The sequence below is a fragment of the Clostridium perfringens ATCC 13124 genome (assembly GCF_000013285.1).
GTDB classification, from domain to species: domain Bacteria; phylum Bacillota; class Clostridia; order Clostridiales; family Clostridiaceae; genus Sarcina; species Sarcina perfringens.
Window position 1 is genome coordinate 1,686,039 of record NC_008261.1, and the last position, 16,018, is coordinate 1,702,056.

The following is a 16,018-nucleotide window of genomic DNA, read 5'->3' on the forward strand; positions in this document are numbered from 1 at the left end:
TTTCACATATACAAATTTTTTACATTTATTATTAAATAATATTGATTTTTTTGAAATTTAACATTTCATCATAAACCTTATATAAAAACCTATAAAAATATTTATATAAATAAAATTAAACTAAAAAGCTGCATAGACCTATAAATCTATGCAGCTTCTCATATAACTATTTTCTAAGGCTTTTAACTTTTAAGAAAATTATCTTTTCTTTCTTTTTAATACAAAAGCTCCTGAAGCCATCATTACTACTCCTAATTGTAAGAATATTGATGATGAAGCTCCTCCAGTGTTTGGTAAATTACCCTCTGGTTTGTCTGGAGTTTCTGGTTTATCTGTACCTTCAGGATTTTCAGGTTTCTCTGTATTATCTGGATTCTCAGGATCAACTGGCTTGTCTGGATCAATTGGGCCTTCTGGTTTGTCTGGATCTACTGGTCCTTCAGTCTCTTCTTTTTTAACTAATCCATTAAGGGCTTCATTTAAAGCTTTTATAGCATTATCTACCTCATCTTGAGTAGCATCTTCCTTAGATAATACCTCTTTAGCTAAATTTAACTTTTCTATTAAGTTACTCCAAGAGTCCTTTGTATAGTCTTCCTCTTTAAGCTTTTCTACTTCCTTAATAGCTTCTTCTAATTTAGACTTATCTACTTGAACCTCTTCTTTAATTGTTGAAAGTCCTATTTCATAAATAGTAGGTGCAAATCCATCCCACTCTACCTTTATTTCAAAGACATTTTCAAAATCTTCTGTATTAAACTCATTAAAGCTCTTTCCTAAACTTCCTATCTCTTTCCATCCATTTTCATTTCTTACAGATACAATTGCATTAGAAATTGTATTTGGATTTTGTACTATTGTAAACTTCTTAATATCTGTTTTGTCAGAAATTCTATAAGTTAATTGGCCAGATTTAGGTGCACTTTCTAGTGGTTTAAATGCTGTATTTAATTTTCCATCAATTAAGTTCTTAGGCTCAAACTTTGCTTCTGCTGTTGGTCTAATATCAAAATTCACATCATTATTAGAGTATTCAGCTTCTAATTTATTTAAATTAAAAGTTACATCCTTATCTGTATTATTTATAATACGAACATAGCGAGCATTTATAGTTTCTGATAAAGTTTTTGCTTCTACCCACTCAACTCCATTAATTGATGTTTCTAATGTTAAATTATCCTTATTTGTTAAATCTGAAACTATGTTAGTTACTTCTCTAAGCTTATTTAACTTAATTCCAACATATTCTCCCTTTGATAAAGTAACATCATTTAAATCTGAAAGTGTAGCTTTTTCCTCTGAAATACTTACTTCATTCTTAGCTAAAGCTTCTACATTTGTATATGCATTAACTTTCATATTATTTTCATCTTTTTTATTAACAGAGAATTCTCTAACAGCAATCCAGTTATTTAAAATTTCTTTAGTAGGAATAAATCTTAAATATTTTGCTGTTATATCTAAACCTTCAACTACAATCTTATGCATTTTTGGTCCATAATCTACACCATCTACATCAGTCCAATTTTCACCATCCATAGAATATTGGAATTTACCATAGTTAAATGCATCTCCCTCATCTTGTCCTTGTTCAAAAGTAATGCTATTAACCTTAGTTACCTCATTTAATTCTACAGCAACATAGTCTCCTTCTTTAGCTGAATTACGAATCCACATGCATGAATATCTAGTATTATCTCCATCAGCTATATTTTGAACATGTCCCCAATAAAGAGGTGACATATTTGTATAAGGACGAAGTGTTAACTTAGTAGTATCTGGATTTATAACTTGGTCAATATTATCTCCTATGATTTTAGATAAATCCTTAATAAATGGTATTAAGTGTCTTGTACCTGGTTCTGGTCTAGATTGTCCATTTATTACAGGAGTTCTATGAGATCTTGAAGCAGTGTACTCTTCTTCTCCTAGAACATAGTATTTCATAGCTTCCTCATAGTTACCTTTTTCAAAAGCTACTGCTGAATTTATATATGCTATAGTTGATTCTGCTAAATCTCTTAAAGAATCAACCCATCCTTTAATTTCACTCTTTAATAATTCATTCTTAGATTTAGTTGCAAAATTATTAGTTGCATCTAAAATCTCTTGATATTCATCTAAAATAACCTTACTGTAATCTAAAACAGATTCTTTTTCCCATAATCTTCTTGTAAACTCTTCAATTACTGGTCTTAACTCTTCAGATTCTTCTAAAGATAATCCATGCCAGTTTGGAGCTGGATCACTCATGTGTTTTGCAAAGGTATATAATTCTTCACTTGCATCTGGCTCTATATATTTGAAAGAATCTTTCCAACTCTTGTCCATATCAAAATCTGCTCTATTCCATCCATAATCAGCTATAGCAAATAAAGCTACCTTTGAAGCTTGAGCTTCTTGCATTGGATTTGTTACAATTCCCTTAAAGTTTGTAACTGTTGGATCTAACATCTCACCCTTACCCATTAGTAAACGTTTATTGTTAATATCATTTACTGGCCAGTTTAACCACATAAAGGCTTGACGTCCTACAGCTTCTTCAAAGAATTCAAATGTCTCTTGAGTTACATAACCAAGTATTACATCACCAGTCCACATGATATCAATAGTTTCTGGCATTGTACCAATAGTTTTTAAGTATTCATTATTAACATCTCCACCAGCTGATTCCTTTGTATAAACCTTAGGAACAAATATAAATTCGTATACATCACCTTTTTGTAAACGCCATTTTTCTAAGTCTTCCATAAGTTTTACTTGATTATTAGCTTCTCCCTCAGCATCATCTGCAAGCACACCAAATTGACGTACTCCCACACTATATAATTGTTCAAACTTAGCTATTATCTTTTCTAAATCAGCTTTATAACTCTCTTCTGATCCAAAGTTCATACCATCTTTTAAGAATGGGTGTATTGTCCATATGAATTTATTCTTTGTTGCTATTCCAACATCAACCATTTCCTTTATTTCAGCTAACTTCTCAGCAGGATATGGCTCTCTCCACTTAAGACTGTGATACTGATCATCCTTTGGTGCAAAGATGTATGAATTCATCTTAAAATCCCCACCAAATTTCATTAAGTCCTTACGATTTTCATTGCTCCAAGGAATTCCATAATATCCTTCAATAAAACCACGCCATTGACCATCTGAATAGTCCTCAATTAATAATTCCTTTAATTCATTTCCTTCTAATTGATTAAATATTGCTTTTAAAGATGTGATACCATAAAATGCTGAATCAGTATTTTTACCTAATACAGCTATTACATTTCCCTTAACTGATACTACATGGGCATCATGATTTTCAAAATGAGAATCATTTACTAAATTATTATCTGTAAAGTACTTGTCTACAACTCCTTCTGAGTTATTTATTCCTATTAGAAAGTTTGTCTTATCTTCTTTTATTTCATTGCTCTCTTCATGATTAATTCCCTTAATTGATAAAACCTCTAATAGTCTGTTTTTTGTTGCCTCATCAATTCCTTCTTCAAATACAACATTAGCATCAGTCCCTAAAGTTACTATGCTATTATCATATTTTATACTTTGAGGAATTGGATAGATTTCATACTCATCTCCCTTTGTTTCTTTGCTGCCATTAGCTAATACATTTTGTACAGGTAAGCTTGATAATAAAGTCACTGCCATAACAAAAGCCATGATCTTACTAACAAATTCAATAAGTTTGTTACCTTTTTTCCCCATTGTTTTTCCCCCTTATTTCCCTTTTTATATTTGATATAATTTATTTCCACAACATATTACTATATTTATGTTTTTATGTCAATATATTACAAATAACTTAACATATTAAAAATTATTTTAATGAAGATATAATAATATTTCCTTTAAAAAGCATTAAATACAAAATAGCCACACACCAATTTAAGTAAAGGTGTGTGGTTTATGATAAAAAACTCTTTAATAAATATATATTTAATTATGAGAAGACTTTCTTCCATGATTCCTTACTGGAACAAATTCTGAAGTTGTATCATTAGGGTCAATATACTTATAATCTCCATTTTCATCTTTTCTAAGACCTAAAGATGCCATTTTCTTTTTACTATTTCTATTTTTATTACCCATTTTTATCACCTCCTATAAAAATTACATTTATTATTAGATACCCTATTATTTTTAGTTTAATATTTAAAAATTATAAATAAAATTAAAAACTCCTTCTTAATTTATATTAAGCTTAGAATTGTATCATAAACAAAAAAATATAGAGTAGAATCCCTCTCTATAGACTCTACTCTAAACATATCTTTTATTAAAATTATTTTAAAAAGTTAGTTCTTTTATATTATAAAATTAATTTATAAGCAAAATAACTTTATATTTTTCCATTTATTATACGTTAAATAAATAGAACATTACTCCACTAAAACCTTCATCTTCAAATAATACATGAACACCATATAATCCTGATGATAAATCCTTAGTGTTTATTGTGAATTCATCTTTAGCATCTTGTTCTAGAATTGTATTTCCATTTTTATCAACAACTCTAATAGTTTTAGCTACATTTTTTCCTTCTCTATTATATACTTTTGAGTCACCTATAACTTTACCATTAGAAGGCTTTAACTCTCCTGCTGCAATAAATTGCTCTTGTGCATTTAATGTATTAAGCTTCTTTAATTTTGATAAAGGTCTTAAGTCTTTAACTTCATTATAATCCATATTTAAAGTTTCTAAATTTTTAGCATTTTCTAAGCCTGTTAAGTCTTCAACTCCGCTTAATGTTAATGTCGTTAAACTATACATATCCCCTAAAGTTATATCTCCAGTTTTATTTAATTGATTTTGAATGGACTTAAGCAAATATTTATCTGGTATATTAATAACAGCATTTAAATCTACTTTTACTAAAGAATTCATTTCCTTATTTAACTCTTCAAGGGCAGAATTTATTGTCTCTTTATCCTTAGAAAGTAAGGCTTCTTCACCCTTTGATATTGCATTTTTTAAAGCTTCTGAACTTTCTTCAGTGTAATTATTTAAGTCTAATTTTTTAGCCTCTTCTATTGCCTTATTTAACTCTGATGCATCATACTCTGCTAAATTTCTAAACTTAGCATCTGCCCAGTCTGCATGATCCCAATTGTTTCCATTGTCAGCTACATCTACTACTAATTTAATCTCTTTAGAGTTTCTTACATCTACAACTAAACGTTTCTTTGGAGTATCAATTCTCATTACATCTGTTTCAGCCTTTAATTCTCCATCAACATATACTTTAAACTTAACACTAGAAACTTTTTTGTCTGCAACATGTCTATCAATACCTACCCAAGTGTCAAAGATATCATACCCTTCTGAATTATAAACTATTTCTGAATATGAGTGAGTTCCTATTCCTTTGGCAAAGGTTTCAACAGAATTATCTTCATTTAATAATCTTATTTGATTTCCACTTACTGCTCTATCTTTTCTTACAGAACCTGAGCCTATAGTTGCAGATTTCCAATTTAAATCAGATAATTGAGTTTCTTTATCTGTAACTGCTATAGTTCTTGAACATTCAGAGGTTAATCCATCACTATCTGTTACTGAATACACAACTGTAAATATTCCTGACTTTCCTTCAACAAAGTCTGAAGATTTTATTTGTACTTTAGAAGTTATATTTCCATCTTCAATATCTGTTGCAGTTATTCCTTTCATTAAATCTACTTTTTCATCCATACTATAAGCTAAATTTTCACCTTTAATTATTGGTTTTGAAGATAAAGTAGCTAATTTAGCATCTCCAAAGCTTGCATGATCTGAACTATCTCCATCTCCAGCATCATTTACTATTAATTTTAGCTCCTTAGCGTTTTTTACATCCACCTTAACATATTTTTGAGGTGTTGTACTTCTCATTACTCCACTATTAAACTTTTCTTCTCCATCAACTAAAACTTTAAAAATAACTGAAGAGGCTGGTCTAGATGACATTGCTTTATCAACACCTACATAAGATTCAAAGTAGTCATAATCTTTTCCTTCTAAATCATATACATACTCCGCATTTGAGTGAAGACCTAATCCCTTATTATAGTCAACAAAGTCTCCATCTCTTGTAAGACCTATTACTCCTCCACTTATGCTCTTATCTTTTCTAACAGTTCCCCATCCATTTGAAGATTGTTTAGGAGTTAAATCACTCATATACTCTTTTCTACTTACAACATTAACCTTAGAAGTTTTAGTGTATTCATTGCCTTTAGAATCTTCTAAGCTATATAAAACTTCATATTCTCCAACTTTAGAAGTATTTACATTACTTGATTTAACTTTTACAGATTCACTTAGAGAATTACCTTTTATGTCCTTAGCTACAATATATTCTTCTTCATTAAACTCCTCACCTAAAGCTAGTGTAATCACTGGGTTTACAGATAAAGTTGGTTGCAATGCATTTACCTCTATTGGATTTAAGGTATTTAACTTTCTATCATATGGTGTTACTACATATACACCATCCTCATCTAAATTAGATTTAGTATCAACAAAGCTATCATTAGAAGTAAATCCTACATACTTTCCATCTCTGCGTATTTCATATCCAAGTATATTATCTTTATTTTCATCATCTACTGAGAATGAAAGTTTTATATTACCATTTGAACCACTTGTGCTTACAGATACCTTTGCATTCTCTGTGAATCCATCACCTTTATAATTCATTGCTAAATCATTTAAGTAATAGATCTTTTTATCAGGCTTTGGATACTTAGCTAAATCCTCTTTAACCTTATCATCAACACGAATACCATGTCTTGCAAAGAACTCAGTTAAATCTAACTCCATAGCATCTGATGCTGCCACAACCCAAGATTTATATATATCTTCTCTATTTTTATTTCCAAAATCTCTTTCTCTAAACTGTCTTTCAAACTTTCCATAGAAAGTATTATCATATAAATATAATTGCCATAATGGCGCTAACTGAGCTAAATGAGTACTGTCAGCCTTATTATATAACTCATTATTAGAATAATCATCTAAGCCAACTTTAGGGTAGGTATTATTTTCCCATATGTTTTGGTCAGTTATTCTTGTTTTAGTTTTATATTTAGACTCAAAGAATAATGGCATCATATTATTTGTTACTTCTACTATGGTTCTTCCGCCTGTATCAAAGTTATGTCCAAGTTCATGAGCAACACCCCATCCTTTATTAGCTGCAAGTATTGCATCCTGATTTCCAGGTCTTATACCTATAACACCATTTCCAGCATTCATGAATGCTCCACCACTAAGGTTCTTAACCATAGGCATTATTCTAAAATTAAAATCTGAATTAACATCTTTTGAGTTATCAAATCCCCAGAATCCCATAGCATCAGCTATATATTGATCCCATTGCTCCGCTGTGTACTTTGGAGTTTTGTTGTTTTTCTTATACCAATCTAAAGCATAGGTAGCTTGTACAAATTCTAATGACTTGTTAGAACTTACTGCAAAAATATTTGGAGTAGTCTTAGGTTCTGCTTTAATTTTTTCAACATAGGCTTCTAACTCTTTCATTACTTCATTTTCATCTGATTTTCCTAGAATAAATACAGGATATTTGCTTGCACCTTCTATTCTTACCTTTGGTGCTCTCTTTTGACTATCACTTTTGTAATTAGTGAAGAATAAATCTCCCCCTTGAATAACATCCTTAGGTATTCCATTAGATTCATAATTTATTTCTGGTATAGTTATTTCATTTTTACCAGGCTTTAATTGGAAGCTTGTTGCTCCACCATGTTGAGTTAAAGATTGTTTGTATAATAATGTTGGAGTAGGATCACCTTCTGCTACATCCACATATACAGTTATTTTATCTCCAGCTCTAGCAGATAGTCCTGTTATTTGCCAGTCTTGGAAATTCCATACCTTTCTCTTTTTAGCTTCACTTATAGAATCTCCTCTCATTTCTAATTCAAGTACATCCTCTTTTCTTGGATTAGAAATTAATGATTCGGCTAATTCTATAGTTTCGTTAAAGTCATTATATAATGGATGATTTTTAGCTTTTTCTTTAAAGGCATTTATTTTTTCTAAACTATTAAACTCTTCACTAAGTTCACTCATAGTACCATCTGTGAAAAGCTTAGGTATTGAAGAATAAACTTCATCTGGTTTATAAAACATTAATTCATTTAAAGTTGCAGAATTTTGTTTAGATTTCTTAAATTTAAACTTAACTCTTTTAAATTCTGTAGGCTCAAATTTAGCTTCAACTAATCCCTTAGTAGCTTCATGAGCCCCTGTAGCAACTAACTTATATGTATCCCCTTTACTTGTTCTAGAAGCATATATATAAACCTCTTCAGCAAAGCCCTTTAAGTCACTTTGTCTAGAACCATAAACTATTCTATCTAAAGTTACTAAATCATTAAACTCAACCTCAACTTCATTGTTAAAAGAAGAACTATTTAATGTTCCTGTTTCCCAATAAGTATTTACATCATTATCAATAGCCTTTTCAATATTTTGAGCAGCATAATGTCTTCCATTATTTTTTATTGCTTTTATATTTTTATAAGGCATTCTATATTGATTATTATAATCATCATTAAGATTATATGTTATTTGTCCTAAAGTTGCCTTAGTAGGATTCTCAGAAGTTTCTGTTAAAATAGCTCTAGCATTATTTAGTCCTTCCTTGTATAAATCATAAATTGGATGATCTTTTAATTCATTCTCAAAGGCATTTAATTTCTCTAATGTATTAAATTCCTCAGATACTTTATTCATACTAGAATCTGTAAATAATCCATTAAACTTTTCATTTAATTTATCTTCTTTATAAAACATAAATTCTGCTGCTGAAGCCCAGTTCTGGTCAGCCTTTTTAAACTTAAACTTTAATCTTTTAAAGTCAGTTGGATTAAACTTTATTTCAACTAAATCTCTAGTTGATTCTGTATATTCTCCACTGCTTACTAAATTAAAATCATCTCCCTCATCTTTAAGAGAAGCATATATTTCAAATTCTTTTGCAAAGCCTTTTCCCCTTGCAGAGTCTCTTCTTGCAGAATATACAATTCTATCTATATTAGTTATTTCATTAAATGTAACTACTACTTCGTTTGTGAAATTTGCATCATTAGGTTTTCCTGTTTCCCAATGAGTTTCTAGATTGCCATCTATGGCTTTATCAATAGTAGAACTATTATACTTTCCACCATTATTATTTATGGATTTTATATTTGATCTGCTGACTTGAAATTCTTGATTATAAGCGTCTAATTTATCACTATTATATAAATCAAACTTACTTACCCTTGCTTGATGTGATTCATCATCATGACTAACTTCTACCTTAGAATTGTTTTTAGTGTTTAATTCCTGTGCTAAAACATCAATTGTTGTAGCAGAAAGATTTGTAATCATCGTAGCTAAAATTATAGCTGCTATTTTTCTCTTATTCATTTTTTCTCTCCTCCTGATTGACTTTCCCCTCAGAAGTGCATTTCTACTTACAATTTAATATAAGCTTGTACAAAATAAATTTTAAATTTTTAACCTACACCCTCCTCCATAATTAATATAAAACAAAAAGCTTAATGCACTCTTTGGCAACTGGCTGACATAGTTATAAACCTTAGTCCCTATAGCTTTGCGTCATTAGATTTCTCTAATTTTGCCCATTTTTTTAAAGTTATAATATCATAATTTCTTTTAATTTTATAGTCTTTATAATAAATTTAATATAAATAAGCATTTTTTTTAATAATTTATCCAAAAACTTAATAGATTTATAATCCACTAAAATTTTATAAACAAAAAACCTATAAGATAGTCTTTTAAATGGACCACCCTATAGGCTCTTTAACACTTAGTTTTTTAAAACTATTCTTTATAAAATTTTAAAGTTTTATTTATATGTCCTTTTTCTCTCTTCTTCCGATTAAAGTCCAGTATAATACAAGTGCTACTAAAGATATAACTGCTAATACTAGTAAAACATTACTATATTGTATAGCTACTAAGTCACTGAAAAGTCCAGTAAAGTTCTTTCCTAAATACTTAGTTTCCATAAATATTGCTACATATGTTATTCCTATTGAAGTAGCTATATTTAAACAGAAATTATAGAAACCAATAGCAGTTCCTGTTTTTTCCTTAGGTATTGTTCTTGTTAATGTATCAATCATAGGTGCATACATTAAAGCAAAAGAACTTGAGAATAGTATCATTACAAAAATAAATACTAAAACTGATGTTTTTACAAATAAAGCTCCTATAATAAGACTCACTATTATACCTACTATAGCCATTTGAATACATTGCTTACTTCCTATTTTCTTAGAAACCTTTCCTGATAAAGCTCCTACAGTAGCAGCTAAAACATATGAAGGAACTAAAAGTAATGAAATTTGGTCTAATCTATAATTGTATATAGATTCAACTAAGAATGGGAACATAAATATAAATGCAAGTTGTACACTGTATATAACAAAGGCTACAAGTAATACTGATATAAAATTTCTATTTGTGAAAAACTTAATGCTTATAAAAGCATTTTCATTTTTACTTATGTATATAAGGAATAATGCAAGTGCAACTATAAATCCTATTAAAACTCCCCATTGGAATCCTGAAACAAAGATCATTAATGTTGCTGCAACTGTTGCAACTAATATAAATCCTATATAATCCACATTACCAGCTTTATTCTTTTCCTTAGGAATATATTTTAATATAAAAGGTAATATTACTAAAGTTAATAATGGAATTAAAAATAGTACTTGCCAACTTAAATATGTTGAGATATATCCTCCAGTAATTGTACCAATTACCTGTGAAATAGCATAACTACTTGTACTAAATCCTAAGTATTTTTTATGTTCACTCTCTTTAAAATACTTTGCTATAAATATTACATATAATGTTTCTGCACTTCCTAATCCAGCTGACTGAATTATTCTTGAAATAACAATAATTAAAAATGATTTCTGAAAAATAAATCCTAATAGTGAACCAACACATATTAATATAATTCCTAGTACCAATAAGGTTCTAACACTTATTGAATCAGATAAAGAAGCATATACAACAGCTCCAATACCAATAACTAATCCAGCTAAAGTTACTTGCCAACTAACAGCAGTGGCTGATATGTTAAAAGCTTTAGCCAAATCTGGTGAAATAATTTTAAATGAGTTGTCAATAACTAAAGCAAAAATCATTAAAGCTAATACAGCAGGTACCGCTTTTTTTATTTTTACTTCTTCAACATTTTCTAAAGTATTAAGTGAAATGTCCATTTTAAATCCTCTCTTTTCTTTTTCATTTGTGCTTCTTAAATAATAGCTTACTAATAATCATTATAAACTTGTCTACTCTTTTTACTTCATCCTCCCTCAATAATCGTTTACAGAACATACTAAAATCAACTTGTTTAGCAGTAAGTAAACTTGTCTAAGTTTTGCTTATTTTTTTAGACAAGTTAATACTATCATATCTTTATTTCAATTTCAATACCCTTTATAAAGCTTTATTTTATCCCTTATTTTTATGTTTTATCCTATAATATATATAATTTACCTTATTTTAACTTGTATATTTTTATCATCTCTACTTAAAAATAATTCTCTATTAATTCAAATAAATAGAAATTTATGATATACTATTTCTGTTAAAGGTTGTATATAATATAAATTTTATAAATAAGTAAGGTGTTAAGATGAAACTCACTACAAAAGATACTAAAACTTCAAAAAAATTGCTCTATACATCTGTATATGATAAGTTATATAAAATGATTATTAATGGGGAATACCCTTTAAATTCAAAATTACCCTCTGAGCCTGAACTTGCAAAAAGCTTTGGGGTTAGCCGAATGACTTTGCGTCAAGCACTTGCTTTACTACAAGATGACGGTTTAGTAAAAAATATAAGAGGTAAAGGGAATTTTATAATATCTCCAGAAAAATGTGCTAAAAGAGATTTCTTAGAGTTAATAGGAAATCCTATATACAAGTGTCATACTGAAAAAATTCAAGATATTGAATTTGTATTCCGCTTAGAACTTGATAGTGATTATACTAAACAGGTTTTAGAAAAGGATTCCACAGCAGTAGTTGCTTGTGAACGTTATTATAAAAGCAAAAATAAAGTTTTAGCCTACGCTTTTACCTTTATATCTGTTGAAACCATAAAAGAACTTAAAATAGATTTAAATAATGAAAGTGAGCTACTAGACTTTCTTGAACATAAATCCTATGAAATATCAGAAAGTTCTATATTAGAAATAAAGCATTCCTCTGCTGGTAACTCCTTAAATCCAAAATATAAGCTTGTTGGAGGAAATCAATGCGATTTAGTCTTAGAAACATTATATGCTAATGATTATTCCCCTCCTATATTATTTAACAAATACTATATCCCATCTCAATATAGTACTTTTAAAATTAAAGCAAGAAAAAAAGAATAATTTAAACTTTTAAAAATATTTCTACATAAAAAACAGCAATAATATTTTAAATATTATTGCTGTTTTCATTTCTCATTACATTTTACTATATAAACTAAACAAACTTAATTTATTTATATAATTAATCCAACAATAGTTGCTGTTAACATACTTACTAATGTTGCACCATATAGTAGTTTAAGTCCGAAACGTGCAACTACATTTCCTTGTTCTTGGTTAAGCCCCTTTACTGCTCCTGAAATAATTCCAATTGATGAGAAGTTTGCAAAAGAAATTAAAAATACTGAAACAATACCAATTGATCTTGCTGATAAATTTAAAGTTCCACTTGATAATAAATTCATTGCAACAAACTCATTAGATACTAGCTTTGTTGCCATTACGCTGGCAGCTTGTATTGACTCATTTAAAGGTACACCCATTAAGAATGCAAAAGGTGAGAATACATATCCTAGTATCTCTTGGAAGCTCATTCCAAAGATTGATCTAAAAATCATGTTTATTACAGCAATGATTGCTACAAATCCAACTAACATAGCTGCTACTATAACTGCTACCTTAAATCCATCTAAGATATATTCACCAAGTACTTCAAAGAAAGTTTGTTTCTTTTCATCCTCAACTACTAAAATATCCTCTTCTGCTGATACAGAATATGGATTTATAACTGATGCTATAATGAATCCACCAAATAAATTAAGAACAATTGCTGTTACAACATATCTAGGTTGTAATAAAACCATGTAAGAACCAACTATAGACATTGATACTGTTGACATTGCTGATGCACAAAGAGTATATAATCTATGTTTAGGTAATAAAGCAAGTTCTTTTTTCACAGAAATAAATACTTCTGATTGTCCAAGTATAGCTGATGCTACAGCATTGTAAGACTCTAATTTACCCATGCCATTAATTTTACTTAAAACTAAGCCTATGTATTTAATTACAAAAGGAAGTATTTTTAAGTATTGTAAAATACCAATTAAGGCAGAAATAAAGATTATTGGTAAAAGAACACTAATAAAGAACGAAAATTGATCATTATTAACTAGTCCACCAAATACAAAGTTTACTCCATCTCCTGCACATGCAAGAAGCACATCAAAACCATTTGCTATACTTCCAACTAAATAATTTCCTACTTGAGTATTTAGCAGTATAAATCCTAATACGAATTGTAAAATAAGCATTAAAAATATAGGTTTATATTTTATATTCTTCTTATCACTACTTCCAATCCACGCAAGTGCTAAAATAACAATTAATCCTACAACTCCAATAATATATTTCATTTTTTCCTCCTTGTTACATACCATAAGTTTAATATTATTATCTTGTGCATATGGTACAATAAATACACTTTTAGTAGATTGTTTTTAATATTTCTCAAAAAAATCCTTATTCAGTTTTATTTTTAAAAAAAATATTAATTCGTACATCTTTTCGACACATTTATAAACATTTCAATTATAAATTTCTTTTAAATATATGTAAAGGCTTAATAATATTAAAATTGAAAGAAGAAATAAAACTTATTTTAATTTTAACCATATGAATACGTTTCGAACATCCAAATACGCATTTTTATGCATTTTTAAAATTTTATTAAAAAATGTTCAACTTTAAATTTTAATTAAAAAGTTAAGGTTGAACATAATAAATAAAGTCTATTATTTATGAGATTTAATATAAAATACCCTTTGTATAGAATTAAATTCTTCGCAAATTTGAGATATTTCCTTTATATTAGGAACCTTTTTAGGTTTTACATCTATTCCCTGCTCAATAGATATTGCTATTTTCTCTAATACAAGTAATAATTGGGCTAATTCATCATCAGATAAATTTAAATATTTCTTAGTTGTACAATACTTAGAAAGTAAATAACTAATGTGCTCTAATGAAAAGAATACAGGCCATAGCATTTCAAGCATTTCCTCATTACGAGGAACTTCCCCTAAGGCAGTGTTATAGGCCACCTTAAGATTCATTAAGTCTACACCCATTTTTTCTTTCATATCTTTTATCTTTTTATTGTTAATTTCTTTATCATTAGTTGATAGGAGAACTAATAAATTCTTTTGACTATGTATTAATTTTACTATTAAATCCTTTAATCTACTAGAAGCTGAGCGTCGTCCAAAAATATAAATACCTATTAAACCTATTAAAGAACCTACCACTATATCAGTAATACGTGCTGTTGCAAAATAAGTAATATTATGTATTTGTGTTGAAGTCTCTGCTATAAGTAAAGCATTTGGCGTAATAAACATTACTGCTATGGCATAATTTTTTACAATAAAAAGCTCTGTTAAAGCTGTTAAAATCATATTAATTATAACTATTATAAAACCATTTGGATTTGTTTTTAAAATAATAGTAGCTATTATTACTCCAATAATTGTACCAAAGGATCTTTGAATTGATTTATGAAAGGTTGATATAATAGTTGAACCTGACATGACAGCAGCACAGGATAAAGGTATCCAGTATGGCCTTGAAAAAGGAAAACTAAAGGCTATTATAGCTGATATAGAAAGAACACCCCCATATCTAATTGCATTAATAAATACTATTGAATCTTTATTACAAGCTCTTTTAACCTTACTCATTAATGAAGTTTTTGAAATTTTAATACTTCTTCCAATGTATGTTAATGGCAAATTTATGATAGCTTCAGTATCATAAATTATTTGTAAAAGCTTATGGTAATCCATATCTAAGTTTTCATAAGAATCTATCTTAAGCTTGTCTCCATCCTTAAAGTCAATTGCCATAGCTAACTTTCTTATCATATTACTAAATTCTTTTGGCAACTTCTTATTTTTGTTAACATGCAACTCAAGCATTTCTAAAAATAATTTATTACCCTCTTCATTTAAAAGGTATAATCTATTAAATAAGAATGAATTCTTCCATGGAATATATCCAGTTAAAAGAATTTCCTCCGCTTCCCTTAAAGCATTTACAGTTTTATTTCTTATATCATTAATATCTTCATTTCCAATGGCTTCACTAAAATCTGCTAAGGTTAAATAAAGTCTTTTAATAACTTTTATTTCAGGACCATGTGGATTAAAAAAATACCCCTTCATGCTCATTAACCATGCAAAAAGTCCTCCCATAAGCACAACAAAAAATCTTATAAACGCTTCTGACTGATTAACAGGCATTCCTGTTGATACTAAAAAACTTAATACAAAGAACATTGAAGAAGGTCCTGGTATTTTTAAAACACCAAATATAAAAATTGTAATCCCTCCAATTAAACCTACCATTAATATAATAAGTATTGGATAGGGAGCTAATAAAGTTCCCAAAGCAACTGACAAGCTAATACCAAGGGCTGCAAAAAATATTTTTTTACCACGCTGAGCATAAGGCTCATTTATAACATATAAATATGAAAAACTTCCTATTCCACCTAATAATCCTAAACGAATTTGACCTATTAGAACTCCTATAAGTACTGGAAATCCTGCACAGATTCCAGCATTTATTGCTTTTTTCCAAGGAAAAGGAGTTTTATTAATTTTAAATAATTGTTTTATTATAGTTTTATCCATGTACACT

General features: G+C 28.7%; 7 protein-coding genes and 1 riboswitch. Of the genes, 1 reads left to right on the forward strand and 6 read right to left on the reverse strand.

Going from position 1 to position 16,018, the window contains the following annotated elements; translation table 11 throughout:
• Positions 1 to 198: 198 nt before the first annotated feature.
• The 4 genes from nagK to CPF_RS07245 all read right to left on the reverse strand — a co-directional run bounded on the left by nagK (position 199) and on the right by CPF_RS07245 (position 11,270).
• Positions 199 to 3,717 carry a hyaluronidase NagK gene (gene nagK, locus CPF_RS07235; protein WP_011590733.1) on the reverse strand — a complete coding sequence of 1,173 codons (3,519 nt, stop codon included), beginning with the start codon at positions 3,715 to 3,717 and terminating at the stop codon, positions 199 to 201.
• Positions 3,718 to 3,948: 231 nt separating this feature from the next.
• On the reverse strand, positions 3,949 to 4,101 hold the full coding sequence (locus CPF_RS15005; RefSeq protein ID WP_003456466.1) for a hypothetical protein: 153 nt from the start codon (positions 4,099 to 4,101) through the stop codon (positions 3,949 to 3,951).
• Positions 4,102 to 4,368: 267 nt separating this feature from the next.
• On the reverse strand, positions 4,369 to 9,432 hold the full coding sequence (locus CPF_RS07240) for an NPCBM/NEW2 domain-containing protein (protein WP_011590734.1): 5,064 nt from the start codon (positions 9,430 to 9,432) through the stop codon (positions 4,369 to 4,371).
• A gap of 142 nt (positions 9,433 to 9,574) precedes the next feature.
• Positions 9,575 to 9,658, reverse strand: a riboswitch (cyclic di-GMP riboswitch).
• Between the two features lie 223 nt (positions 9,659 to 9,881).
• On the reverse strand, positions 9,882 to 11,270 hold the full coding sequence (locus tag CPF_RS07245; protein WP_003465811.1) for an MFS transporter: 1,389 nt from the start codon (positions 11,268 to 11,270) through the stop codon (positions 9,882 to 9,884).
• A 419-nt stretch (positions 11,271 to 11,689) separates the two neighbouring features.
• Here CPF_RS07245 and CPF_RS07250 point away from each other — a divergent pair, with 419 nt between their 5' ends.
• Positions 11,690 to 12,439: a GntR family transcriptional regulator gene (locus tag CPF_RS07250; RefSeq protein WP_003477901.1), complete on the forward strand. Its 750-nt coding sequence runs from the start codon at positions 11,690 to 11,692 to the stop codon at positions 12,437 to 12,439.
• 113 nt (positions 12,440 to 12,552) lie between these two features.
• Here the strand turns inward: CPF_RS07250 and CPF_RS07255 are convergent, their stop codons facing one another.
• Together CPF_RS07255 and CPF_RS07260 are read right to left on the reverse strand one after the other, a co-directional pair.
• A complete protein-coding gene (locus CPF_RS07255) occupies positions 12,553 to 13,734 on the reverse strand; it encodes a NupC/NupG family nucleoside CNT transporter (protein ID WP_011590735.1) in 1,182 nt (393 codons plus the stop codon).
• 378 nt (positions 13,735 to 14,112) lie between these two features.
• On the reverse strand, positions 14,113 to 16,011 hold the full coding sequence (locus tag CPF_RS07260; protein ID WP_011590736.1) for an FUSC family protein: 1,899 nt from the start codon (positions 16,009 to 16,011) through the stop codon (positions 14,113 to 14,115).
• Positions 16,012 to 16,018: the final 7 nt, after the last annotated feature.